This is a genomic window from Chitinimonas sp. BJB300 (assembly GCF_002735695.1).
Lineage (GTDB): Bacteria > Pseudomonadota > Gammaproteobacteria > Burkholderiales > Chitinimonadaceae > Chitinimonas.
Genome location: NZ_PDZH01000068.1, coordinates 1 through 24,748, shown reverse-complemented (window position 1 = coordinate 24,748; position 24,748 = coordinate 1). Strand labels below are relative to the sequence as shown.

Below are 24,748 nucleotides of genomic sequence, written 5' to 3'. Positions count from 1 at the left end.
GCTACGAATGGAGCTGGATGGCGACCAGCAGCCCGGGTACGTTGCCGGCGCGCCTGCGGCGTCTGCGCGAACGGTTGGGTGACCAATTGCTGTCCAAACAACGACGGGGGCGCGAATGCCCCCGTGTCGTGAAAAAGCCGCCGTCGCGTTATCCGGTCAAACAGCTCTGCGTTGTTAAGTGAACGGCATTACCAATAATCTGGGGCTTTTTTATTAGGGTATTAGGCGTCTATTTGGGTTGCATGCGCATGGCGCCATCCAGGCGGATCACCTCGCCGTTGAGCATTGGATTCTCAATGATGGCACCAACCAAGTGTGCGAATTCAGCGGGTTCGCCTAAGCGCGAAGGAAACGGCACTGCTGCCCCAAGGGCGTCTTGTATATCGTCAGCCAGGCTGGCCATCATAGGAGTCTTGAATATGCCCGGTGCGATGGTCATGACGCGAATGCCAAAACGGGCCAGCTCGCGTGCTGCAGGCAAGGTCAGTCCCGCGATACCGGCTTTGGAGGCCGTATAGGCACATTGGCCGATCTGACCATCATATGCGGCGATCGACGCGGTATTGATGATGACACCTCGCTCACCTGTTTCCTGCGCGTCTTGCTTGCTCATGGTTTCTGCTGCCAACCTGAGCAAATTGAACGTCCCTACCAGATTTACATCGATGACGCGTTTGAAGGCGTCGAGTGAGTGCGCGGCTTCTCGGCCAACCACTTTTTCACCGTGAACGATACCGGCACAGCTGATCAAGGCATCAAGCCGGCCGAATTGGCTGACAGCAAGTGCGACTGCCGCACGGCAATCAGCCTCATTCGCCACATCGGTTTGAGCAAAGTGGACAGCTGGCCCTAGTTCATCGGCCAACTTTGCACCTGCTATGTTGTTCCGGTCAGCAATGATGGCACGACCACCCTCCGCTACAACCTTACGCACCACGGCCTCACCAAGGCCGGAAGCTCCTCCGCTGACGAGTACGCAGCTGTTTTTGATTTGCATGTTCTTGTCTCCTGTTCTTATGAAAAAGGTCGGCTGGCAGAGTACGGGTAGGCAGTCTGCTCAGGCCGCCATGAAAAACGCCCTCCTGGGAATAAAGGAGGGCGTTGGATTCAGCGCATGCTACTTTCTCAGCACCAGATTCAGCATGCGGTCGGCAAGTTCTCTGGGATTGCTGCTGCCATCGGGTTTGTACCACTGGATAGTCCAGTGCAAGCCCCCCAACAACAATTTGCGCAGCAAACGGGTATCGCTATGCACCAAGCCGGCAGTTGCGGCTTCGTCTAATACCTGCTGCCAGTCGCGCTCATAGCTGTCGCGCAATTTGATCAGTTCGGCCCGCGCCTTATCGGACAAGCTCGGCCATTCGTACAGCAGCACAGATAGTGCCCCCTTATCGTCGCCAAGCAAGGTTTCAAGGTGAACGCGGAATATGGTTTGTAATCTGTCATGCGGCGTCTTGGCCTCAGCCAGGGCCTCTTCCAATCGATCGGTCAGCTCGCCTATCCCAGCCGCCATCACGGCTACCAGCATTTCTTCCTTGGTACGAAAGTGGTAGAACAAACTACCGGATTGCATGCCCACTGCCTGGGCTAAATCGCGCACCGTGGTACGTTCGTAACCTTGCTCCTTGAACAGACGGCTGGCCGCCATAATTAGCTCAGCGCGGCGAGTTTTTTCTTCTTGCGTCGTCATGGGTGTGATTTCTGGTTAGATGGCGGTAGCTGCCGGGAATTTGCCGCATTTTATACCGTTCCCCCAGTCTAGCGCTTGCTGGTAAGGTAAAACCTTAATAAATGCTCTAATCTGTGGCCTGCTAGCATGTAAGCCACATTGCCTATGTTCGAAAGCTGCTATGCGTCTTAGTTGGTTACTTGTTTGCCTCCCCCTTATGGTTTGCGCTGCCGAGGTGGAGAGCTTTTCTCCGCAAGGTGCTGTGCGTGAAGCGCGCCAAGCCAAGGCGCGCTTTCCTGAAGCCATGGTCCGCTTTGGCGACCCGCGGCTGCTAGATCCGTTCGATGTGGCCTGTGGTGATGAAAAAGGTTCAGGCCGGTGGTTGGACGATCGAAATTGGGTCTATGACTTCAATCGTGACTTGCCTGCAACGACGCAATGTAGTTTTAGCCTCAAGCCCAATCTGAAAAGCCTGGCTGGCAATCTACTGACTCCTGCCAGCTATGCATTCTCCACCGGCGGGCCTGAGCCTCTCGAAACTTGGCCTGACAATGGACAGTCTGTTGTTGAGGATCAGGTATTCATTGTCCGTTTCGCTGCTCCCCCGACGCCGGCATCGCTCGCAGCAAAGGCGCGTTGTGAAGTGGAAGGCGTGCGCGAGCGTATACCCGCCGTGGTTTTGTCGGCAGCTGAGAGAGACAAGTTGTTGCTTGGATATTTTGGCGCCGATCGCAAACGCTGGCCTGCTAATCCAGAAGCATTACGTTGCCAGCGCCCCCTGGCAAACGATACATCCATGGACTTGGTGTTCGACGCGGGGCTGAGCGCTGCCAATGGCGCCAACCTGCGCGAACGGATGGTATTCACGTTTCGCGTTCAACCCCGCTTTACCGCCTGGTTGTCCTGTGAACGCACGCGGGAAAAGTCAGCCTGTCTGCCGTTGGCGCCGCTTGAACTACATTTTTCCTCTGGATTTGATGCAAGCCGAGTTCCGCAGATAACCCTGAGTAGTTTGGACGGTAGGCAGAATTGGACGCCTGAGCCGATTATCCATGATGAAAATCAGTCTTTTGATGATGATGCCGAGGGTAAGTCAGTACGCAAGCAACTGGCTTATGGCGTCCGGTTTAAACCGCTCTTCCCCGACAATGGCAGTCTGAAACTGACGCTGCCGGCTGGACTGCGCGATGAATATGGTCGCCCACTGAGTAATGCCAGTCAGTTTCCACAAACCATCAAACTCGACACCTTTCCCGCTCTAGCCAAATTTGCGGCGGATTTTGGTTTGGTGGAACGCAGTGTGGGTGTCCTGCCGGTTACCGTGCGTAATGTCAGCCAGAAAATGAAAGCGCGTGATAAGCCTGCCCCAGGCTTTTTCGATAGTCTGGTTGATCAAGCCAAGGCTGCCTTGAATACCACGCCTGCAGATAAGGCGCTGGGCCTGCCCTATCGGCAACTGAATGTGAACAAGGAAGCCGATATTCTGCGTTGGTATCAAGCGTTAAAGCGTGGGGCGCAGCCGGCCAAAGATCAGGACTATCGTTCTGGCTCGTTGCTCAAGAAGGCAACGGGGGCTCAGCGATATCACCTACCTACACCAAATGATGACCGTGCTGCCGAAGTGATCGGTTTGCCGCTCCCAAAGAGTGGCTTGACGGTGGTGGAAGTGGAGAGTGAGCGGCTGGGTAAGCGGATCTTGCAGCCAGCCGCCCCGATGTTTGTGGCCAGTGGTGCATTGGTGACCAATCTGGGTGTGCACTTTCGGCGTGGTTTTGACGATTCACTCGTTTGGGTGACCACCTTGGACAACGGTTGGCTAGTCAATGGTGCAACGGTTAGCGTGCTGGACTGTAAGGGAAAGCTGTTGGCAGCAGGGAAGACCAACAAGCAGGGAGTTTGGCAACCGGGCAAAGCGTTGCCGACAGAGCGTTACGACTGCCCATTGTTTGTATTTGCTCGTCTGGGTGAGGATGTCAGCTTCGTGGTATCTGACTGGCGTGAGGGTATTGAATCCTGGCGATTCGGGTTGAATACCGAGCACGACCGCAGCGGACGTCGCAGCTACCATGCGGTGCTTGATAGGGGCTTGTATCGGGCTGGTGAAACTGTGGCGATGAAGTTGCTGGCGCGTGAAAAGACGGCTGGTGGTTTTGGATTTGTCGCTGCTGGCCAGCTACCCAACCAAGTGAAGCTGCGGCATATGGGGTCAGACGAAAGCACGGTGTTGCCGCTGGTGTGGAATGCGGGTGCGGCTGAAGTCAGCTGGAAGGTGCCGACAGAAGCCAAATTGGGTAGCTATAGCATTGAGTTGGAGCGCAAGCAGGGCAAGCAGGTGAGTAGCCTTGGAGAGGCTGGCGTACTCAATGTGGCTGAATTCCGTGTACCGCTGATGCGCGGCACACTCAAATTGCCAGCCGACACGGTTGCTGCCGATAGTATCAAGGCTGTAGTCCAGGTGCAGTATCTGGCAGGTGGGCCCGCAGCTGGCGAAGCAGTCAAGTTACGTGCGGTGGTACGCCCTGCGGGTAGCCGTCAGCTTGAGGCTTTCGAGGGTTTCAATTTCGCAAGTGGCGATGTATCCGCCAGTGTGTTGAAGGGCGGTGTGATAACGGACGAGGAAGTGGAGAGTACGGAGGCCGACCAAGCATTGGAAGTTCGTAATGCCGTATTGGACAAGGCGGGCGGCGTAACGCTGCCATTGGATGGTTGGCGGAAGCAGAGTGGCCCAGCCACGCTGAGTGCCGAGCTTGAATATCGTGATCCCAACGGTGAGGTTCAAACCTCGTCCTCCAGTACGGTGCTTTGGCCTGCTGATGTGCAGACCGGGCTGAAGTTAGGCGAAGCCAAGCGGGAAGGTGGTATGCCGCTGGAGATCGGACTAGCCAGTCTCGCGGGTAAGCCGCTGGCAGGTAGACAGATCAAAGCCGAGGCATGGGTGCGGCAGACTTTCAGCCATCGTAAACGCTTGGTGGGCGGCTTTTATAGCTACGAGCATGAAACGCGCTATCAGCCATTGGGTGAAATCTGTAGCGGGAAGACCGACACGCGTGGCCGTGTGGCGTGTTCGATATCCAGCAAGTCCAAGGGCAGTGTGGTGGTGCGGGTCAGCAGCAGTGACGATGGTGGCCGCGTAGCCTATAGCAATGCCGAAACCTGGTTGCCCGGAGAGGGCAATGGCTGGTACGGGGGAAATGATGGCGATCGGATCGACCTGATCGCCGACAAGAAAGCGTATGAACCGGGTGATACAGCCACGGTGCGGGTAGTGATGCCATTCCGAGAAGCGACAGCGCTGATTGCGGTTGAGCGGGAAAAGGTACTGGAATGGCGTACGGTGACGTTGAACGCCGCCAACCCGCTAATCAAGCTGCCTATCCTGACTAACTACGGCCCGAATGTATTTGTTTCGGTATTGGTTGTGCGCGGGCGGGTGGCCGAGCCGACCGCTACAGCGTTGCTCGACCTCGCTAAACCTGCTTACAAGCTTGGCATCATCAAACTGAATGTCGGTAGCAAGGGCTATGGCCTTGATGTGAAGGTGACGGCAGACAAGTCGCTATACCAAGTCCGCGACAAGGCCAAGGTGACGGTCAGCGTGAAGCGTGCCGATGGCCGACCGCTCGCAAAGGGGGCTGAAATTGCCTTGGCTGCGGTGGATGAAGGCCTCTTGCAGTTGCGCGCCAATGACAGCTGGAAGTTGTTGCCGGCGATGTTGGGTGAGCGTGGCTACGGTTTCTACACGGCCACCGCGCAGGGGCAGGTGATTGGCAAGCGCCACTTTGGCCGTAAGGCGGTGCCGGTGGGCGGCGGCGGTGGGCGTAACGGTACGCGTGAACTGTTCGATACCCTGCTGCTGTGGAAAGGCCGGGTAACACTGAATGCCAACGGTGAAGCCAGTGTGGAAATACCGTTGAATGATTCATTGACCAGTTTCCGCATTGTGGCGATTGCCACGTCTGGCAGCGACCAATTTGGCACGGGTGAAACCAGTATTCGCGCCAGTAAGGATGTGATGTTGTTCAACGGGCTTGCCCGTACTGTGCGCGAAGGCGACCGTTTCGAAGCTGGCTTTACCTTGCGCAATACCACCCAGGTACCGTTGGCTTTGAGTGTAAAAGCCAGCGCCAAGGGCTTGCCAGCGTTGCCCGAGCAGGCGGTAAACCTGGCGGGTGGCGAGGCGCGTGAGATTATCTGGCCGGTAACCGTGCCGGCCGATATCAGCAAGCTCGATTGGATGGTGGAAGTGCAGGGGAGTACTGGCCGGCTGTATGACAAGTTGGCTTTCAGCCAGGCCGTTATTGAGGCTGTACCTGTGCGTGTGTTGCAGGCGACGATTGCACAGATCCCGCCTGACCTGAATCTTCCCCTTGCCCGGCCTGAGGATGCACTTGCGGGGCGTGGCGGCGTAAACATTACCTTGTCGCCCAGTTTGGCAGCCGCGCTTGATGGCGTGGGTGACTACCTGCGTGCTTATCCCTATACCTGTCTTGAGCAGCAAACCTCCAAAGCGATGGGCTTGAATGACGAGGCTGCCTGGAAGGCGATTGTGGCGCGGCTGGATGGCTATCTTGATAGTGATGGCCTCGCCAAATACTTTCCCAGTGTGGAACACGGCAGTGCAGTGCTGACGGCGCATATGCTGACGCTGTCGGCTGTCAGTGGATGGCCCCTGCCTGATAAGGGCCGTGAACGGATGAAGCAGGCACTTACGGCTTATGTTGAAGGCCGCCTGGGACGTGAAGATCGGCCTAACGATAGTACCCGCCGCGCCAGCCGCCAGCTTGATGCGATTGCCGCATTGGCACGTTGGGACGCCGCTCGGCCTGCCATGCTTGATGGATTGGTATTGGAGCCCAATCGTTGGTCCACCGCGACGGTGTTGGATTGGATTGCAATATTGGAAAAAATCACCGACCTGCCCAGGCAGGCTGAGAAGTTAAAAGATGCTCGGCAGATTCTCAATGCACGACTGGATATGTCGGGTACGACACTGAATTTCTCGACCGCCGCGGCTGACGACGCGTGGTGGACCATGGATTCTTTGGATGCGGATGCTGCCAGGATTCTGCTTGATGCCCTGGCGTTGAAAGGCAATCGGGCAGACTTGGGGCGCTTGGCGCGTGGCGTCGTCAGCAGGCAGCAGCGTGGGCATTGGGATACGACGGTGGCCAATGCTTGGGGTGCATTGGCGCTGCGCCGCTTTGCTGCGGAAGCTGAGGCGGGTGCACCGACAGGTAGTACCGTGGCAAAGCTGGGTAATGAAGCCCGATTTGATTGGGCAAAGTCACCTAAAGGTGGTGCAATAAAGTTGGCTTGGCCGGATAAGCCGGCTACCTTGCAGTTGAGCCATAAGGGGCAAGGCAAGCCATGGGCGGTGTTGGAAGCCCGCGCTGCCGTACCTTTACGCGAGCCGTTGGCTTCCGGCTATCGGGTGGAAAAGCGTTGGGAGCCGGTTGAGGCCCGTGGCAAGACCTTTGCACGTGGCGAGGTGTGGCGAGTCAAGCTGACGATAGATGCGCAGGCCGACATGAACTGGGTGGCGGTGAATGACCCAATTCCAGCCGGTGCGACGTTGCTTGGACGTGGTATGGCTACCGACTCTGCACAGCTTGCAAGCAAGGAAAAGCGCGAGGGGGCCTGGCCTGCTTTTGAGGAAAAAGGTGAAACCGCCTATCGGGCCTATTACGATTGGTTGCCAAAGGGGCAGCATGTGCTGGAGTACACGGTGCGATTCAATACGCGTGGTGAATTCCCCTTGCCGGCTACCCGCGTTGAGGCGTTGTATGCCCCAGAACGGTTTGGCGAAACACCGAATCCGCTTCTCAAGGTGGACTAGGGGCTGGTGCTGCTTTGGTTTGATTTTTAGGTATTACGGGAAAGTGGCTTACAATTTAGAAACTACTTGAACTTACTTGAATTCAACGCCGGAACACGATGACTACACGTATTTTTTTTCTGGCTGTGCTGGTATTGGGCTTGTCTGGTTGTGAGCGCGTCGCTGAATTGGCTAATCAGTCCAAGCTCAATGGCCGTGCTATCGGTGCTTCCTGTCGAAATACGGGCCGATCGTTGGAAGATTGCTTTCAACGTAATCCGCGGGTTTCGAAGGCTGATATTTACGCCGGCTGGAAGGAAATGAACGAATACATGACAAAGAACAAGCTTGAAGTGATTGCGCCGTTGCCCGATCCACCCAAAAAAGGCGCTTCAGTTTCCAGTGTGGAAATTGGTGGTGGGACAGAAGCGGCTGCTGAAGAGAAACCGGCTGAGGCGAAACCCGCGGCCGAAGCGGAAAAAACCGCGTCACCTGCAGGCCACTAACTTGAAAGCATGACCAAGGAAGGCATCGTATGATAGCCACGTTGAAACAGATCCCCCTCTTTTTTGGGCTATCCGACGAGGAACTGTCCCATGTAGAAGCCTCTGCAGCTGCCCGGACCTATGCCAAGGGCACCATCATCATCAACGAAGGTGAAGCGGGTAGTTCGATGTTCCTGCTGGTGCAGGGGCGTATGAAGGTGTTTGTCAGCGATGCGAATGGCAAGGAATACATACTCGCGGTGTTGAGGCCGGGTGAGTACGTAGGCGAGCTTGCACTATTGGATGATGAGCCACGAACCGCATCGGTTGAGACAGAAGATCAATGCTCCTTCCTGGTTATCCAGAAAGAGGATTTTCTAAAGTTGATGCATGACCACCCGCATATCCAGTTCAAGGTATTGGTGAATCTGGTACACCGCACCCGTCAGCTGACCGAGGCTGTGAAGAATCTGGCCCTGCGAGATGTTTATACGCGCGTGCGTTTCCTGTTTGAAGACTTGGCGGTTGAGCGTGATGGCCAGGTCATGGTGGAGGAACCCATGACTCAGCAAGCAATAGCCGACCGGGTTGGTTCTTCGCGCGAGATGGTGGCGCGCATTATGAAAGAGCTGGTTTTTGGCGGCTACGTGCGAATAGAAAACCGCCGGCTAATCATCGTGCAAAAGCTGCCCGACGCATTCTGAATGTACCCAGCATCGTCAAGCCGGCCCTGTGAAGCGCCGGCTTTTTCTTTACTTGTGTTTATTCAGTTTCGGTTCACTGCTTGGCGTGCAAACTGCGTGCAATCACTTCACAAGGAGCACGTCATGAAACGCATCACCACCCTTTGTTTGTTGGCAACCAGCTTTGTAGCAGCCCACGCAGACAGCTTTACCGATGTTGCCCGTGTACGCAGTGCTACGCCGGAATATGAACGTACCAGCACCCCACGCAAAGAGTGCAGCAGCGAATGGGTTAGTGAGACACGCGAAGTACCAGCTCAACGCCAATATGGCGGCGCAGTGATCGGTGGTCTGGCCGGCGCTTTGCTTGGTAATCAAGTCGGCAAGGGACATGGCCGTGAAGCGGCAACGGCGGTAGGTGCTGTGGTCGGTGCATTGGCAGGCGACAATATCAATAATAGTGATCGCAAAGGGTATGTTGAGGAAGTGCCACGCGAAATCAAGCGTTGCCGTACCGTGGATGATTGGCAACGCCGGTTGGTCGGCTATCGTGTGGAATATGATTATCGCGGCCAGCAGTACAGCACCTTTATGAATGAAAACCCAGGCAAGACCATGCAGGTACGTGTTTCTGTAGAGCCTGTGAATTAAGCGTCCGATTGGCGTCATATCGCTGATGCGCAGTGGACTTTGAGTAGGTCCTGTTCTGTTGGTCTCTGTTTTTTACCTTCTCAGAGCGATACAACGTTTGGGTTGGGCTAAGTGTGTGTCGTGGAACGGGTTCTAAGAACCTGTCTATAGTCTCGCGAGCTAGGGCAAGATAAGGCGAAAACAGCCGAGGAAGCGGAGTTTACAAGTGGTAAATGAGCATTCCGAGGGTGTTTTCAACGCCATATTGCCGACGCGCAGTAGACTTTAGACAGGTTCTAAGCGTTGGTTGCCATCAAAGGCGGTGCTGGCGAAGTGTCCGTCTGGCTGCTGGGTGTGTGTGGAAACTACAATCAGTAAAGCGGGTGTCATCAGGGCTTAGTCTGTTTGGGCGATAGCAGGCGTTGGTTTGCTGACTGTTGAGCAACCTACGACGTACAGTTGTTGGCGCTGCTCGTAATACAATGACCAGCCTGTTTGCCAGAATGGATATGAGCATGACGATGAAACCCCTTCTGCTTTGCCTGAGTTGCCTGTTGTTGGTGGCTGCTAACCCTGCCTGGGCTGATGTAAGCCGTGATGATGCTGCAGCCATTGCGCAGCGCCAAACCGGGGGCCGGGTGCTGTCGGTGGAAAGAGCCGACCGGGATGGGCAGGCGGTTTGGCGGGTCAAGGTGGTAACCGGTCAGGGTGAGGTCAAAGTGATATTCATTGATGTGAACACTGGCCGGGTGGGTTGAGCGATGAGATTACTTTTAATTGAAGACGAAACGGCGCTTCGTCATAGCCTGAAAAAGCAACTGGAAGCTGATGGCTACAGAGTTGATGAAGCTGCGGATGGTGAAGATGGCCTGTTTCAAGCCAATGAATATCCGGTTGATCTTGCCATTGTCGACTTGGGCCTTCCCAAGCTGAGCGGCTTGTCTGTTGTTGAAAAACTACGTGCCAATGGTAAGACGTTGCCGATTTTGATTTTGACTGCGCGTGGCAGCTGGCAGGACAAAGTCAAGGGACTTGAGGCAGGCGCAGATGATTATCTGGTCAAGCCGTTTGAATACCCTGAATTGGTGGCGCGCGTTAAGGCCTTGTTGCGCCGTTCATTGAAAGCGGCCTCCGATACTTTGGTGCTGGGGCCAATCAGCCTCGATTTTTCGGCGCAGCAAGCCAAGGTCGATGGTGTTTCGGTTGACCTGACCACCTTTGAGTACCGCATGCTGGAATATTTGGTGCGGGAACGGGCTCGGGTAGTGAGCAAGCAGGAGTTATCGGACTACCTGTATCCGCATGATGAGGACCGCGATAGCAATGTGTTGGAAGTGCTGATTGGCCGTCTACGGCGTAAGCTGGATCCGGATGGCTCGCTTGCGCCCATTGAAACCCTACGTGGGCGGGGCTATCGCTTCGTAATTGAGCCAGCTTGATGGGTTCTGGTTCGATCCGCACCCGGCTGATGCTGGGTGCTTTCTTTGTGCTGGCTATCTTCCTGGCGGGCGCTGGTTATGCGTTGGAACGCGCCTTTGCCGAAAGTACCCGTTCTGCCCATCACGCACGGTTACAGGGGGACGTCTATCTGTTGATGGCCGCTGCCGAGCTTGATGCAGACGGCAGCTTAGTGATGCCGCCATCTTTGGCCGAGCCCCGTTTTTCCCTACCAGGCTCCGGCCTGTATGCCAATGTCGCTAATCCCAGTCATCGTGAGGAGTGGCAGTCTTCCTCCTCGCTCGGTCTTCGGCCGCCTTTTCCACGCGGGCTTAATGCCGGTCAATGGTTGTTTGATGAACGTGAACGAGACGGCAAGCGTTACCTTACTGCTGCCTACGGCGTCCGCTGGGCTGATGGGCTGCGTGCTCAGCCGCTGACTTTCGCAGTGGTGGAGGAGGACACCCAGCTTCAGCGTGAGCTGCGTCGGTTTCGCAATACCTTGTGGCGTTGGTTGGGTGGCGCTGCGTTTGTGTTGCTGTTGGCTCAGACATTATTGCTGGGCTGGGGTTTGGGGCCACTTCGCCGTGTGGCGAGGGAGATCCGCCGAATTGAAAATGGTGACCAACCTAGATTGGAGGGGCAATACCCGCGAGAGTTGGCGGCATTGACCGATAATCTGAACGCGTTGATTGAGCAAGAGCGGGCCCGGCAGCGGCGTTATAAGGATGCATTGAGCGATTTGGCGCATAGCCTGAAAACACCGTTGGCGGTATTGCGGGGTGGTTTGAACGAGCCGGCCACGTTGATGCAGACGGTTGAGGAGCAGGTGGCACGGATGGATGGCATTGTGCAGCACCAGCTAGGGCGCGCCGCGGCAAGCGGCGCAAGCCGTTTTGCACCGGCATTGCTGCTGGCGCCGGTGTTACAACGCATTATCGGTTCATTGGGCAAAGTGTATGCCGAACGTAATCTGCAAATTCATCTGGAGTGCCCTGCTACGCTGAGCTGGAAGCTGGATGAGGGGGATGCATTCGAGGTGTGTGGCAATGTGCTGGACAACGCAGCCAAGTGGGCGAGTAGTCGTGTACGTTGCACTGTATCAATCGATGGACGTAGCCTACTGATTTGCGTGGAAGATGACGGCCCTGGTTTTAGCGACATCGATGCAGCACTCCAGCGTGGTGTGCGGCTGGACGAACAGGTGCCGGGCCATGGTATTGGCCTCACCGTTGTGGCCGATATCGTCGCTGCCTATGGGGGGGAAATCAGCCTTACCCGCAGTAAGCTGGGTGGAGGCCAGGTTGAAGTACGCTTACCCCCAGCCTAGGTATGGCCGGCGTATTGTCGGCGCGTAGCAGACAGTTGAACAGGTTCTTAGAAGTAATCATGCCCCCTCCCTTACTTTCTAGTGTTGTCGGTAACCGGCTGAACCCCCTCGATTTATCACTCTATCTGGTGCTAGACCCTGACCTTTGCGGCGGGCTGGACGGCATGGTTGCGACTGCAAAAGTGGCGGCAGAGCATGGTGTCAGTATTGTGCAGCTACGCGCGCCGCAGTGGAAGAAACGCCAGTGGATGGAAGCGGCGAATTTGTTGAAGGCTGTGCTCGATGTGCTGAATGTGCCCTTGATCATCAACGACCATGTCGATATCGCCCTGGCAACAGATGCTGCGGGCGTGCATGTAGGCCAAGCTGATATGCCGGTTGATGTGGTACGTCGTTTAATCGGGCCCAACAAGCTGCTTGGTTTATCGACATCGAATGCCAATCACCTTGCAGCAGTGCCGGTGGAACTAGTTGATTACATCGGTGTCGGTCCGGTCTATCCGACGGGTACCAAGCGCGATACTTCGCCCGTTATTGGTTTGACGACATTCAGCCAGTTGATGCTTGAAAAGCCCGTGCCTGTGGTGGCCATCGGCGGTATCAAGGCTGGTATGGCAGCGCCATTGATTAAGGTCGGCGCCAATGGCGTGGCCGTGGTTTCGGCTATTTGTGGCCAGGCAGACCCGGCTGCGGCCACCAAAGCCCTGTATGCTGAAATCTGTGGAGCGCGATCGTGATACCAAACGTTCTGACGATTGCTGGCTCCGACTCTGGTGGTGGGGCAGGCATCCAAGCTGATTTGAAGACGTTTTCGGCGCTTGGGGCTTATGGACTTAGCGTGGTGACTGCCCTGACTGCGCAAAACACTCGCGGTGTCAGCGCTGTTCATCCCGTCCCTTCTGATTTTGTTGCCGCCCAACTCGAAGCGGTGTTCAGCGATATTCGTATTGATGCTGTAAAACTGGGTATGTTGGCCAATGCCGGGATTATCGATACGGTGGCCAGTTATCTGCGCCAATCTCATGCAACTGAAGTGGTACTGGACACAGTGATGATTGCCAAGGGCGGGCACTCGCTGCTTGAACCTGCGGCCATACAGGCATTGCGGGAAAAACTGTTGCCGCTGGCAACGTTGATAACACCGAATCTGCCTGAGGCCGCGGTTTTGCTGGACTGTGCGCCAGCCGAGACAGAAGACGCCATGTGTGAGCACGGCAGGGCGCTGGTGGCGCTGGGTGCTCGGGCGGTCTTGATGAAAGGCGGGCACCTTGGCGGAGCAGAAAGCCCTGATTGGCTGATTACACCAACCGGAGAAACGCGCTTTAGTCGGCCGAGGTTAGCAACGCGCCATACCCATGGCACGGGCTGCACGCTATCGGCCGCACTGGCTGTTTTGCGCCCACAAATGGATGGCTGGCCTGATACTGTAATGGCTGCCCGTGATTATCTGCAGGCAGCTCTTGCGGCAGCTGAGCGGTTACAGGTTGGCCGGGGAGTTGGCCCGGTGCACCACTTTCATGCTTGGTGGTAACGCGTTGGGTAGCAATCAGCCTTATACCGCCTCCAGCGCTAGTAATTCCTCGATGGTCTGGCGACGACGAATCAGGCGATCAGTTTTACCATCTACCAGTACTTCGGCTATGAGCGGGCGGGAATTGTAGTTGGAAGACATACTGGCACCGTACGCGCCTGTGTCATGGATAACCAGCAAGTCGCCGACCTTGGCGCGCGGCAGCGTGCGTGGCAGCACAACCCCCCCATCCCCTTGTGTAAAAACATCGCCAGATTCACAAAGTGGCCCGGCTATGACGCTTTGGCCCACGGGGCGATCATCATTGTCGGCTGGAATGAGGCTGATAGCGTGGAAACTGCCGTACATGGCGGGGCGCATCAGTTCATTAAAGCCTGCATCTACGAGCACAAAATGGTTGCTACCTGCTTGTTTGGTAGCGCGCACTTCGGTGAGCAAGCAGCCGGCTTCTGCGACAAGATAGCGACCCGGTTCGATTTCCAGCGTGACAGGGTGGCCTAAGAGCAGTTCTGCTTCGCGGCGTGCGGCGTTCCATAGTCCAAAATAGTGCGCTGTATCAATAACAGCCTCGCCAGCTTGGTAGGGAATAGACAAGCCGCCCCCAGCTGAAATGGCATGCAGATCGAAGCCTTTGGCATGGGTTTGCCGTACCAGATCGACCATCGCACCGCAGACTTGGCTCAGGTGGCTGTAATCGACACCAGAGCCAATATGCATATGCAGGCCCTGCAATTGCAGTCCATTCGTGGTGATGGCATCTAGCGCAGCGTCCAGTTCGGTATGCCAAATGCCATGTTTGCTGTGCTCGCCACCCGTATTGGTCTTATTGCTGTGACCGTGGCCAAAGCCTGGGTTGATGCGCAGCCAGACTCTGTGCCCCGGGGAAGCGGCGCTGAGCTGATGCAGCATATCGATCGAACCCGCATTCACTGGTATGCGGTGTTCAACCACGGTGGCGAGGGTGGCGGCGTCGAATAAGTCGGCAGTGAAGACAATACCCGTGGTCTCACCCTGGCTGTCATAGCCGGCAGCCAGCGCCCGGAGTATTTCACCGCGTGATACTGCATCTACCATCACGCCTTGTTCCCGCATAAGGCTGAGGATATGCGTGTTGGAGCAGGCTTTTTGCGCAAAGCGAATAACATCGAATTGCTTGAGCGCAGCGATACGATTGCGAATGACTGAAGCGTCGTAGACCCAGAGGGGGGTGCCATGGCGATGAGCGAGTTCGGAGAGGCGATTAGGCAGAATGACGTTCATTTGGTATTCGTTTCCAAGTGATAGCTACCCGACAAATGAGCGGCAATCCGGCCGTGTAGTGGCCTGTATGGGTGGATCAATACTTGGCATGCTGCACCCAAGCTGTCATGCTGTCCAATGCATATATTTGTGGTAACGATTCATTTTTGATATGACAGAGCCCATATCGCATAGGCTGATTGATGTATTCCGCGCAGTAATGAATACAGGCAATCTCACGGAGGCTGCGCGATTGCTGCATAGCTCACAGCCGACTTTAAGCCGTGAACTTGCCAGGTTGGAGCAGATTCTGGGTTACGCGCTGTTCAGTCGTACCAAGGGCCGTTTGCAGCCGACGGCTCGCGCGCTCACATTGTTTTCAGAGGTGCAGCGTAGCTACCAGGGTTTGGATCAGGTAATCGATACTGCTCGCCAGCTGGGGCGGGGTGAACAAGGCCAACTCAGTATTCTAAGCTTGCCTGCACTGACGCATGCGCTGCTTCCCGCAGTCAGTGCTCGTTTTTTGGCGGAATGCCCTGGCGTACAGTTATCGATCACGCCGCAGGAATCCCCCTTGCTGGAAGCTTGGTTGACGGGTCAGCGATTCGATCTTGGCCTGACCGAACATCATGAAGCGCCACCAGGAACTAGTTTGCAGCCTTTGTTACTGGCCGATGAAGTGTGTGTACTGCCTGCAGGCCATGCGCTGTTGGCCAAGTCTGTGTTAACCCCGGCGGATTTTACAGATCAACCTTTCGTGAGCTTATCTGGCCACGACCCATATCGTTTGCTATTGGATCAAGTATTCGCCGAGCGAGGCGTGGAGCGTCAGCTGCTGGTGGAAACACATAGTGCAGTGGCTGTATGCGCCATGGTGGGCGAGGGAGTAGGGCTATCTATCATCAATCCGCTGACAGCTTTGGCACTGGCGGGTGACCGGTTGCATGTACGTCGTTTCAGCGTATCGATTCCCTACCGGGTAGGCATGGTGCTGCCACGTTATCGCCCTGCCAATGATTTACGCCTGCATTTTTCTGTAGCATTGCAGTACAGCGCAAATGAGGTGTTAAAGCGCTTGAACGGGTAGGTGAATGAATAGTGTTATCAGGCGTGACTTGTTCGGAAGCAGAAAAGAGAAAAGCCATCCGACGGGATGGCTTTTCTGGACGACAGGCTGAAATCTCAGCTTTTATTGGCGTCCCCACGGGGATTCGAACCCCGGTAGTCACCGTGAAAGGGTGGTGTCCTAGGCCTCTAGACGATGGGGACTTAGCCTACTGATCAATCAGTGTGGGGCTGACCAATCGAATTCTTGGTGGAGGTAAACGGGATCGAACCGATGACCTCTTGCATGCCATGCAAGCGCTCTCCCAGCTGAGCTATACCCCCAAATATCGCATGCAACTTCGCAAGTTTAAAACCTAAACCAAACTTTATTGGTTTTGTAGTGGCGTCCCCACGGGGATTCGAACCCCGGTAGTCACCGTGAAAGGGTGGTGTCCTAGGCCTCTAGACGATGGGGACTTAGCCTATTGATCAATCAGTGTGGGGCTGACCAATCGAATTCTTTGGTGGAGGTAAACGGGATCGAACCGATGACCTCTTGCATGCCATGCAAGCGCTCTCCCAGCTGAGCTATACCCCCACTCGGGCTCCGCTGAAAGCCATGCTGCAGCGAAGAGACGCGCATATTAAGGAGGTTGTAGGGACTTGTAAACCCCTTTTTATGATTACCAGAGTTTCCACCAGGCGGATTCACCAAAAACATTGGTTTCGGTAAGTTTGGTCTGCGGATAGTTCTGTTTGATCACGCGTCGGGTATCGTCACGTAATTCTTCCTGGCCTAATTTATCGTAGGACGCAGCCATGATGATCAGGGCAGTTTCTACGCGGTCGGTATTGGCGTAGTTCTCCAGCAGGTTTTTGCTGCGATTGGCTGCTGCCAGATAAGCCCCACGATTGAAATAATACTTGGCGACATGTAGTTCGTGGTCGGCAAGCGCGGTGACCAGAAAAGCCATGCGGTCGCGTGCGTCTGGCGCATAGCTGCTGTTGGGAAAGCGAGTTACCAGGTCATTGAAGGCTTCAAATGATTCGCGTGCAGCTTTTGGGTCCCGCTCGGCCATGTTCTGGCGTGAGATACGGGCAAACAAGGTGCGGTCTTCGATGAAGTTGACCAAGCCCTTCAGATACAGCGCGTAATCAGCATTGGGATGGGCTGGATGCTGTTTGAGGAAGCGATCGATGGCAGCCAGCGCCAAGGCAGGCTCCTGGTCCTTGAAGTTGGCATAGGCGACTTCAAGCTCTGCCTGCTGCGCGTATTTACCATAGGGGTAGCGTGCTTGCAGCGATTCGAAAAGCTTCACGGCGCGGGTGTAATTGCTGCTATCCAATTCAGTTTTGGCTTCGTTATAGAGCTGTTCGACGCTGAGCCCGGCATTTTCTGCACTGGATTTAGGCGTACCTGCGCAGGCTGCGAGCAGAAGGGTTGCGGTAAGTAACGTTACAATGCGCTTCATGAAACACTCCGATATCGAAGCCGATGATTATAGCGAGTCGGACGCAGTCGTACGCGTCACACTGCCAAGGAATAATAGTGGTGGCCGTTTTGATGCGGCGCTCGCTGCAGTATTAAGTGACTATTCTCGCAGCCGTCTGGTCCGGTGGATGGACGAAGGTCGGGTCTTGCTCGACGGCAAGCCTGCCAGTCCGAAAACCCGTGTGTGGGGCGGCGAAATAGTCGAAGTGATGACAGAGCCAGACCCAGAGGAAGTAGCCTACCTTCCCGAGCCGGTTGATTTCCCTGTCGTGTACGAAGACACGACCTTGCTTGTCATCGACAAGCCAGCAGGGTTGGTGGTTCACCCGGCAGCAGGAAATTGGTCGGGTACGCTGCTGAATGGTTTATTGCATCGTTATCCTGACCTTACCAGTGTGCCCCGCGCCGGCATTGTGCACCGCTTGGATAAAGATACCAGTGGTTTGATGGTGGTTGCCCGCACGCTGAAGGCGCAGACCGATCTGGTGAGGCAGCTGCAAGCGAGAACGGTGAAGCGCCTTTACCTGGCCGTAGCGCAGGGTATGGTGAAGCGCGATGGTACGGTGAATGCGCCAATTGGGCGTGATCCGAAGAACCGATTGAAGATGGCGGTGGTCGAAAACGGCAAGCCTGCGATTACCCATTACAGCGTTATTGAGCCCTATCCCCGCCATACCTTAGTGGAATGCCGGCTGGAAACGGGCCGTACGCACCAGATTCGTGTGCACATGGCCCACCTTGGCCATGCCTTGGCGGCGGACCCTGTTTATGGTGGTAAGCCGGGCAGTTTTTCGGATGAGCTAAAAACGGTGTTGGCGGCATTGAACCGGCAGGCGCTGCATGCAGCGAAGTTGGCGCTCATCCACCCTGAAACCGGTACGCAGCAACAGTGGGAGAGCCCGTTGCCGGCGGATATGTTGCAATTGATCGCACAATTGCGTAAGGAGACGGTATGAGCGAATGGTTAGCCCACGCTTTGACACCTGATTGGCCTGCACCTGCCAGGGTTAGGGCGTTGATGACAACTAGGCAGGGCGGTGTAAGCAGTGCACCATACAACAGCCTGAACCTGGGTAGGCATGTGGGTGATGCGCCAGCCCATGTGGCAGCCAACAGGGCACTTTTGCGGGCCGAATTGCCAGCCGAGCCCGTCTGGCTGGAGCAGGTGCACGGCACGGCAGTCGTCAATGCTGCGGAGGTAGCCGGCACCGTATGCCAAGCCGATGCCGCGGTCGCTTTCCAACCGCATACGGTTTGTGCAGTGATGACGGCGGACTGCCTGCCTGTGCTGTTTGCCCGCACCGATGCCAGCGCAGTAGGGGCTGCCCATGCAGGTTGGCGTGGATTGCACGGAGGCGTGCTGGAAGCGACAGTCTCGTGTCTGGGGGCGGCTGATCAGCTTATAGCTTGGTTGGGCCCTGCGATTGGGCCTACTGCGTTTGAAGTAGGGGATGAAGTACGCGCCGCATTCATCACCAATGACAAGGCGGCAGCGGCTGCCTTCCTGCCGGGCTTAGTGGAAGGGAAATGGTGGGCGGATATCTACTTGCTGGCTCGGCAAAGGCTGGCAGACATCGGCATCACTCAGATTTATGGTGGGGATTTGTGCACGGTTGGGGATGTAGCACGCTTTTTTTCCTATCGGCGAGATAAAGCCACCGGGCGAATGGCGGCTTTGATCTGGCTGGACGCTTGATCGTGGACAGAATACAAAACGGCAACCATTTTATGGTTGCCGTTTCTACATCAGTTTAATCAAACAGCTCTTCCAAGAAGCTCTTCTTGCGATAAGGCTTTTGGCCATAGTGCATATCGTGGTGTTGTCGATCACCATGATGGCGTGGGTCGGCATAGGGTTGCGGTTGGGGGGCTTGATAGGCGGGTTGTGGACTTGGAGCAGTCGCGCTACGACTTTGCTCCAGGATTTTGTCCAGCTCACCACGGTCGAGCCACACACCACGGCACTGTGGGCAGTAGTCAATCTCGACACCAGCGCGTTCGCTCATCACCAACGCGATTTCCTTGCAGACGGGGCATTGCATCAATTTCTCCATTGGAATTCTGTGTAAGAACTGTCTGATTTTACTGCGCAGCTGTGAATAGGGTTCATGTGCTGCTCGAAAGTCTTATGTACCCAAGTACATTCTGGTTTCTGCGCTGTGCTTCACCGTACTGACAGTTGTTCGTGATTAGATCGTAAACAGGTTCTAAGTGGACTGCGAAAACAGCCAACCAGTTCCCAGCCGCTGAACTGGGTTGGCGCATTGTCTTCATTCGGTATCACAGCTTATTGGAGGGTATTGCAGTAGCTGGGATATCGATAGGCCCAGCTGAAATTGATGCGGCATCAACCCGTGGACGTGGGCCGCCTTCAGTTTTGCTTCATGCCTTCCACCAGAGTGCTGATGTTGTAGCGCATCATCTTGATGTAGTTGCCTGCCGGACCGTCGGCCTTGGACAATGCATCGGAATACAAGCGCCCCCCCACTTTTGCACCTGACTCGCGGCTGATTTGTTCCAGTAGTTTGGGGTTGCTGACATTTTCGACAAAGATGGCTTTGATGCCTTCTCGCCTTGCCTGGCGAATTAGTAGCCCAACGTCCTTGGCCGAGGCTTCCGCGTCGGTATTCATGCCTTGTGGTGCTAGAAAAGTAATCTGGAACCGGTGGCCAAGATAGCCAAAGGCATCATGAGAGGTGATTACCCGCCGCTTGGCTGGCGGAATCCTGGCGAGTTGTTCTGCGGCCCATTTCTCCAGGGCAACCAGTTCCAGCTCATAGTGCTTGGCTTGTTGCTGGTAGTAAGCCCCGTTGGCAGGGTCGGCCTTGGTCAGGCCCGCTGCGATATTGGCGACATACTGGCGCACATTGTTAGGGTCCTGCCAAGCGTGTGGGTCGATCTTGCCGTGGGTATGCGCATGGCCAGTATGATCATGCCCCTCGATTTCGCTGGTCTTTACCTTGTCGCTCGCTATCACCTTTGTGCCTTGGTAGCGACTGGCCCGTGCTAAGCGGTCCATCCATCCCTCAAATGCCAAGCCATTGAGTACGACAAGCCTGGCGGAGGCTAGTGTCTTCCCATCTTGCGGGCTGGGTTGATACACATGGGCGTCGCCATCAGGGCCGACCAAGGTCTTGACGTCTACTTTGTCGCCACCAACTTGCTGAACCAAGTCGCCCAATATGCTGAAGGAGGCAACCACTGGAAGTTTATCTGCCGATGCCGGGAAGCTGAGCATAGCCAGGGCCGTACCGAGCCAAATGGCCGTTTTCATACGATGCTTTCTAATCAAGGGAAATGCGGGAGCTAGGCTTCCAAATGCTCGTGGCCGAGCCAGCGCCGGATCAATCCGCCCCGCGTACCAAAAGCCAGTGAAATAAAGTAGGCCATGCCGGCTGTCAGGATGATGCTGGGGCCGGAGGGCAGATCGCCGTGGTAGGAAATCAAAAGACCGGCGTAGCCGGCGACAAGGGCGATGACGAGGGCGATTGCCAGCATGGCTGGTAATTCTCTGGCCCATAGCCTGGCGCTGGCGGCAGGCAGCATCATCAGACCCACCGCCATCAATGTGCCCAGCGCCTGAAAGCCTGCAACCAGGTTCAGCACCACGAGAATCAGAAAGGCGAAATGCGCCCACGCGCCACGCCCACCCATGCTTTGCAAAAACTCAGGGTCGAAACTTTCCACTACCAAGGCGCGGTATAGAATGGCCAACGCTACAACCGTAATGGTGGCGACGCTGGCAAGGAAGGTCAGTGCGGCGGCATCGACGGCTAAAACGGTGCCGAACAGGATATGCATCAGGTCAACATTGCTACCCCATTTGGACACCAGCAACACGCCGGACGCCAGCGATACAAGGTAGAAGGCGGCGAAACTGGCGTCTTCTTTCAATTGGGTAGTGCGTGTGACCAAGCCTGCTGCCAACACGACAACCAAGCCCGCAATCAAACCACCTATGCTCATGGCAGTAAGCGAGAGGCCGTAGAGAATAAATGCGATGGCAGCGCCGGGCAGAATCGCGTGGCTCATGGCATCGCCAACCAGGCTCATGCGGCGCAACACCAGGAAAAGTCCGATAGGGGCGCAACCAAGTGCCAAGGTCAGGCAACCGATAAGCGCATGGCGCATGAAGGCGAATTCGGCAAAAGGTTGCCAGAAAATTTCGTAGGGGTTCATTACGTCAATCTGCCGTAGGGCAATCAGTGTTGGTGCAGTGCGTGGTCGTGCGGTGCAGAGGGCGGAGGAGACTCATCCCGGATGCAGATTGCCGCGTCTTCATCCCAGCTTTGGGGCATGCCGTTGGCGCGGGCCAGGTTGGTTGGCGTCAAGACCTCGGCAGTAGGGCCCCAGGCAATGCATTCCTTGGCTAACAGCAACGTTTGAGGGAAGTAGGCCCGCACCTGTTCATAGTCGTGCAGCACTGCCACAACCGTTCGGCCTTCCCGTCGCCACCCTGCAATCACACCCAACAAGTCGGCAGTGGTCTTTGCATCCAGGGCGGTGAAGGGCTCATCCAGCAGAATCAAGCGAGCATCTTGCAACAACAGGCGGGCGAACAATACACGTTGGAACTGGCCGGCAGATAGCTCATCGACCGGACGTGTGCCAAAGCCAGCCAAGCCAACGCGGCTCAACGCAGCGTCCGCACGCTGGCGGGCATTCCGGTTGACACGGCCAAACCAGCCAGAGCTACGCCAATCACCCAGCAACACCGCATCCTGGACTGATAAGGGGAAATCCCGCGCAATGGCTGCTTGCTGTGGTAGGTAGGCAATATCAGATGGCTTGAGATGAGCGAATTCGACTGCACCGGATGTGGTTCGCATCAGCCCGACAATGGCTTTGAGCAAGGTGCTCTTGCCCGCACCGTTCGGGCCGACGATAGCAGTCAGTTCGCCGGCCATGAAACTACCCGAGATGTGGTGCACTACCGGATGTCGGTGGTAGGTCAGGGTCAGGTTATGCAGGCGAATCGCGGCATCTTGTTGCTGCGTGACTGTGTTGGTAAGGTGATGTGAATGGTTGTGGCTCATGTTTCGCCCCTCAACGCCCACCATACCGCTGCCCACAGCAGGGCCAGCAACGGTAGCACCAGCAACACACGCTGGAAGGCCGACAGGGCGATCAGACGAGTCTGCCGCTTCATGGCTTGCCCTCACTCTCGCTGTTACGGCAATTGGCGCACAGGCCCTTCACTTCAATGTCTTGTGCAGCCACGCTAAAGCCGTAGGCTGCAGCGTCTTCAATCAGTCGGGCTTCCAGTGTTTCGTCACTGAGTTCTTTAACAGTGAGGCACTGGTCGCAGATCAGCATGACGCCATGGTGCGGGTGTTCAAAATCACAGCAGGCTACAAAAGCGTTTTTTGATTCGAGCTTGTGCGCCAAGCCGGCAGCCACCAGAAAGTCCAAGGCGCGGTATACCGTGGGTGGCGCGGCCGTTGGCTTTTGTTTCTGAATCGCGGCCAGTAAGTCGTAGGCTTTCATCGAGCCGGGTGCAGCCAGCAACAGCGATAACACTTCACGGCGTTGGTCGGTCAGCTTCTCTCCGCGTTTGGTGCACCATTGTGCAGCGGCGGTGAGATTCTCTTCCAGCGAAAGGGAGGTTGGGGTGTTCATTTAAAGATGTTATAACATATCAATTTGAAGGGGCAAGGCCCTTGATCGTTTGAGTGAAATTGCGGTGTGCCACCTAGTGGCGGCTGCTGGGGATATCTGCCGGTGTGCTGTTGCCAGTTTTGCCATCGTCTTCATCCACATCGGCCTTGATAGGTTCTTGTAGGGCGCGGTCACGACTAGCCCGACGCGCTTTACTGAGCGTGCTTAACCAAAGAAAGCCCGGCAAGATGCCTGCAAAGAACAAGGTAAAAAAGCCGGAGATAAAATGGCCGCTAAGCATAGCCACGATGGCCACCATGCCGATAACGTAGAAATAGCCAATGGCGATGATGAGCATTTGTCGGGTTCGCTAGTAGAAAGGTGGATTGAAGCGTTGGGTGGTCCGAGCAAATTATAATAAAGCAAGCGCTTGACTGTATGTGAATGCAATTTAGCGTGCTGTTACCGTCTGGTATGACAACGTCGCGTTGGTTTGGCTCTGTATCAATGGAGTCGGTACCAAAACCTCTCTCCTATTTTCTTCCCTTTTGGGCCCTGCCGCCATGCGTACCCGCATCACTGAACTCTTTGGTATCGAACGGCCTTCGCTTTGCCCGGACATGAGCTACATCGCTGTGCCCGAACTTGTCGCTGCGGTTGGCAATGCTGGCGGGCTGGGTATCTTGGCCACCGGTCCGCTAAGTGCGGACCAGACCCGCGCAGCTATCCGCCGGGTCCGCGAACTAAGCGACAAACCCTTTGGTGTAGGGGTGACATTGCTGATGCCGGGCGCTGCAGAGAATGCCAACGTGGCGTTGGAAGAGAAAGTGCCGGTGATTAACTTCTCGCTTGGCAAAGGGGATTGGATCGTGACGGCCGCACACCAGTATGGTGGCAAGGTGATCGCTACTGTCACGACGGAAAAGCATGCCCGTGCTGCCGAAAAAATCGGGGTAGATGCACTGTTGGTCACCGGGCACGAGGCGGCAGCCCATGGTGGTGCAGTCACTTCGCTAACGCTGATTCCTGCCATTCGTGATGCGGTTAACCTTCCTATTATCGCTGCGGGTGGTTTTGCCGATGGCCGTGGTCTTTTAGCAGCACTCGCCCTGGGGGCCGATGCGGTGGCCATGGGGACACGCTTGGCAGCCACGCTCGATAGCCCGGTTCATGCAGCAACCAAAGGCATGATTATCGCCAAGGGAGTGAGCGAGACCCTTTACAACGCGAAATTCGATGGCATTCCCTGCCGGATGATGGATACCCCGACGGCCCGGCGTAAGTCGGCCCGTGCGCTTACCCTAATTGTAGCGGTACCGCGTGCATTGTTGTCTGCCAAGAAGGCGGGTATCTCATTCCGCAATGTTTTGGCAGGAGCAATTGCTAAGCCTGCGGCGATCAAGCAACTAGCACATTTTGGGGCTGCCACAGAATCCATTCGTCTTGCTATCCAGCAGGGAGACCATAACAAAGGGGTACAACTGATCGGTCAAACCCAAGGACTGGTGCACGATTTGCCTTCGGTAGCAGATCTGTTTGAACGTATTGTGGCAGATGCTGCGCGTATAAAGGCGGGACTGCCAGGGTGAGATGACTGTTGGGGAGCAACGACCTTATCAGTTTTCTTACTTGTAGCTTGGTTGATTCTCCCAGAGCTAGTTAGTTACTGATGTTACGCAGTGCATACGCTAACCTGTCGCCATGAAGAACAAAGAACTCGATTTGTACACCGACTATTTGCTGAGCACGTTTGGCGCGGCGACAGCAACGGGCTTGTCGGCGATGGTAGGTG

General features: G+C 55.7%; 23 protein-coding genes, 4 tRNA genes and 1 pseudogene. 14 read left to right on the top strand and 14 right to left on the bottom strand.

The window, feature by feature from the left end; all coding sequences use genetic code 11:
• A pseudogene (locus CSQ89_RS23215) lies at positions 1–182 on the top strand (hypothetical protein); the annotation flags it as partial.
• A gap of 47 nt (positions 183–229) precedes the next feature.
• On the opposite strand, the gene CSQ89_RS12825 reads toward CSQ89_RS23215, so the two are convergent.
• Positions 230–997 carry a 3-hydroxyacyl-CoA dehydrogenase gene (locus CSQ89_RS12825; RefSeq protein ID WP_099406541.1) on the bottom strand — a complete coding sequence of 256 codons (768 nt, stop codon included), beginning with the start codon at positions 995–997 and terminating at the stop codon, positions 230–232.
• 120 nt (positions 998–1,117) lie between these two features.
• Positions 1,118–1,690: a TetR/AcrR family transcriptional regulator gene (locus CSQ89_RS12820; protein ID WP_099406540.1), complete on the bottom strand. Its 573-nt coding sequence runs from the start codon at positions 1,688–1,690 to the stop codon at positions 1,118–1,120.
• 160 nt (positions 1,691–1,850) lie between these two features.
• On the opposite strand from CSQ89_RS12820, the gene CSQ89_RS12815 reads away from it, so the two are divergent.
• The 9 genes from CSQ89_RS12815 to thiD all read left to right on the top strand — a co-directional run bounded on the left by CSQ89_RS12815 (position 1,851) and on the right by thiD (position 13,580).
• Positions 1,851–7,505 carry an alpha-2-macroglobulin family protein gene (locus tag CSQ89_RS12815; protein ID WP_099406539.1) on the top strand — a complete coding sequence of 1,885 codons (5,655 nt, stop codon included), beginning with the start codon at positions 1,851–1,853 and terminating at the stop codon, positions 7,503–7,505.
• Positions 7,506–7,603: 98 nt separating this feature from the next.
• Positions 7,604–7,990: a hypothetical protein gene (locus CSQ89_RS12810; RefSeq protein ID WP_099406538.1), complete on the top strand. Its 387-nt coding sequence runs from the start codon at positions 7,604–7,606 to the stop codon at positions 7,988–7,990.
• A gap of 29 nt (positions 7,991–8,019) precedes the next feature.
• On the top strand, positions 8,020–8,673 hold the full coding sequence (locus CSQ89_RS12805; RefSeq protein ID WP_099406537.1) for a Crp/Fnr family transcriptional regulator: 654 nt from the start codon (positions 8,020–8,022) through the stop codon (positions 8,671–8,673).
• A 123-nt stretch (positions 8,674–8,796) separates the two neighbouring features.
• Positions 8,797–9,303, top strand: coding sequence for a glycine zipper 2TM domain-containing protein (locus CSQ89_RS12800; RefSeq protein ID WP_099406536.1), 507 nt, complete (start codon positions 8,797–8,799; stop codon positions 9,301–9,303).
• Between the two features lie 494 nt (positions 9,304–9,797).
• On the top strand, positions 9,798–10,040 hold the full coding sequence (locus CSQ89_RS12795) for a PepSY domain-containing protein (RefSeq protein WP_099406545.1): 243 nt from the start codon (positions 9,798–9,800) through the stop codon (positions 10,038–10,040).
• A gap of 3 nt (positions 10,041–10,043) precedes the next feature.
• Complete coding sequence (locus CSQ89_RS12790) at positions 10,044–10,721, top strand: response regulator transcription factor (RefSeq protein ID WP_099406535.1); 678 nt, start codon at positions 10,044–10,046, stop codon at positions 10,719–10,721.
• Positions 10,721–12,049 (top strand): ATP-binding protein, encoded by a 1,329-nt coding sequence (locus CSQ89_RS12785; protein WP_099406534.1) that lies wholly within the window; start codon positions 10,721–10,723, stop codon positions 12,047–12,049. The genes CSQ89_RS12790 and CSQ89_RS12785 overlap by 1 nt, the downstream gene beginning before the upstream one ends.
• Before the next feature lie 59 nt (positions 12,050–12,108).
• Entirely contained in the window at positions 12,109–12,786 is a 678-nt protein-coding gene (gene thiE / locus CSQ89_RS12780) for a thiamine phosphate synthase (protein WP_099406544.1), read from the top strand.
• Complete coding sequence (thiD, locus tag CSQ89_RS12775; RefSeq protein WP_304441798.1) at positions 12,783–13,580, top strand: bifunctional hydroxymethylpyrimidine kinase/phosphomethylpyrimidine kinase; 798 nt, start codon at positions 12,783–12,785, stop codon at positions 13,578–13,580. The genes thiE and thiD overlap by 4 nt, the downstream gene beginning before the upstream one ends.
• Positions 13,581–13,601: 21 nt before the next feature.
• Here thiD and lysA read toward each other — a convergent pair whose 3' ends face one another.
• Positions 13,602–14,840 carry a diaminopimelate decarboxylase gene (lysA, locus tag CSQ89_RS12770; RefSeq protein WP_099406532.1) on the bottom strand — a complete coding sequence of 413 codons (1,239 nt, stop codon included), beginning with the start codon at positions 14,838–14,840 and terminating at the stop codon, positions 13,602–13,604.
• Positions 14,841–14,991: 151 nt separating this feature from the next.
• On the opposite strand from lysA, the gene CSQ89_RS12765 reads away from it, so the two are divergent.
• On the top strand, positions 14,992–15,906 hold the full coding sequence (locus tag CSQ89_RS12765) for a LysR family transcriptional regulator (protein WP_099406531.1): 915 nt from the start codon (positions 14,992–14,994) through the stop codon (positions 15,904–15,906).
• 106 nt (positions 15,907–16,012) lie between these two features.
• Here the strand turns inward: CSQ89_RS12765 and CSQ89_RS12760 are convergent.
• The 5 genes from CSQ89_RS12760 to CSQ89_RS12740 form a co-directional block, all read right to left on the bottom strand.
• A tRNA-Glu gene (locus CSQ89_RS12760) sits at positions 16,013–16,088 on the bottom strand.
• A 44-nt stretch (positions 16,089–16,132) separates the two neighbouring features.
• Positions 16,133–16,208 (bottom strand) — tRNA-Ala (locus CSQ89_RS12755).
• 59 nt (positions 16,209–16,267) lie between these two features.
• A tRNA-Glu gene (locus tag CSQ89_RS12750) sits at positions 16,268–16,343 on the bottom strand.
• A gap of 45 nt (positions 16,344–16,388) precedes the next feature.
• A tRNA-Ala gene (locus CSQ89_RS12745) sits at positions 16,389–16,464 on the bottom strand.
• An 85-nt stretch (positions 16,465–16,549) separates the two neighbouring features.
• Positions 16,550–17,338, bottom strand: coding sequence for an outer membrane protein assembly factor BamD (locus CSQ89_RS12740; RefSeq protein WP_099406530.1), 789 nt, complete (start codon positions 17,336–17,338; stop codon positions 16,550–16,552).
• Here CSQ89_RS12740 and rluD point away from each other — a divergent pair.
• Both rluD and pgeF read left to right on the top strand, forming a co-directional pair.
• Positions 17,337–18,314, top strand: a complete 978-nt coding sequence (gene rluD, locus CSQ89_RS12735; protein ID WP_099406543.1) for a 23S rRNA pseudouridine(1911/1915/1917) synthase RluD — start codon at positions 17,337–17,339, stop codon at positions 18,312–18,314. The genes CSQ89_RS12740 and rluD overlap by 2 nt on opposite strands.
• Positions 18,311–19,054 carry a peptidoglycan editing factor PgeF gene (gene pgeF, locus CSQ89_RS12730; RefSeq protein WP_099406529.1) on the top strand — a complete coding sequence of 248 codons (744 nt, stop codon included), beginning with the start codon at positions 18,311–18,313 and terminating at the stop codon, positions 19,052–19,054. The genes rluD and pgeF overlap by 4 nt, the downstream gene beginning before the upstream one ends.
• 55 nt (positions 19,055–19,109) lie before the next feature.
• On the opposite strand, the gene CSQ89_RS12725 is transcribed toward pgeF, so the two are convergent.
• The 6 genes from CSQ89_RS12725 to CSQ89_RS12700 all read right to left on the bottom strand — a co-directional run bounded on the left by CSQ89_RS12725 (position 19,110) and on the right by CSQ89_RS12700 (position 23,314).
• Entirely contained in the window at positions 19,110–19,400 is a 291-nt protein-coding gene (locus tag CSQ89_RS12725; RefSeq protein WP_099406528.1) for a TFIIB-type zinc ribbon-containing protein, read from the bottom strand.
• Positions 19,401–19,729: 329 nt separating this feature from the next.
• Positions 19,730–20,632, bottom strand: a complete 903-nt coding sequence (locus tag CSQ89_RS12720) for a metal ABC transporter substrate-binding protein (RefSeq protein ID WP_099406527.1) — start codon at positions 20,630–20,632, stop codon at positions 19,730–19,732.
• Between the two features lie 32 nt (positions 20,633–20,664).
• The gene (locus CSQ89_RS12715) at positions 20,665–21,537 is read right to left on the bottom strand and encodes a metal ABC transporter permease (RefSeq protein WP_099406526.1); all 873 of its coding nucleotides are present in this window, start codon (positions 21,535–21,537) and stop codon (positions 20,665–20,667) included.
• A 23-nt stretch (positions 21,538–21,560) separates the two neighbouring features.
• Positions 21,561–22,394 carry a metal ABC transporter ATP-binding protein gene (locus CSQ89_RS12710; RefSeq protein WP_099406525.1) on the bottom strand — a complete coding sequence of 278 codons (834 nt, stop codon included), beginning with the start codon at positions 22,392–22,394 and terminating at the stop codon, positions 21,561–21,563.
• A 109-nt stretch (positions 22,395–22,503) separates the two neighbouring features.
• On the bottom strand, positions 22,504–22,977 hold the full coding sequence (locus tag CSQ89_RS12705; RefSeq protein WP_099406524.1) for a Fur family transcriptional regulator: 474 nt from the start codon (positions 22,975–22,977) through the stop codon (positions 22,504–22,506).
• A 73-nt stretch (positions 22,978–23,050) separates the two neighbouring features.
• The gene (locus CSQ89_RS12700; protein WP_099406523.1) at positions 23,051–23,314 is read right to left on the bottom strand and encodes a hypothetical protein; all 264 of its coding nucleotides are present in this window, start codon (positions 23,312–23,314) and stop codon (positions 23,051–23,053) included.
• A 205-nt stretch (positions 23,315–23,519) separates the two neighbouring features.
• Between CSQ89_RS12700 and CSQ89_RS12695 the strand changes: the two genes are divergently transcribed.
• Positions 23,520–24,545 (top strand): NAD(P)H-dependent flavin oxidoreductase, encoded by a 1,026-nt coding sequence (locus tag CSQ89_RS12695; protein ID WP_099406542.1) that lies wholly within the window; start codon positions 23,520–23,522, stop codon positions 24,543–24,545.
• Positions 24,546–24,748 lie beyond the last annotated feature (203 nt).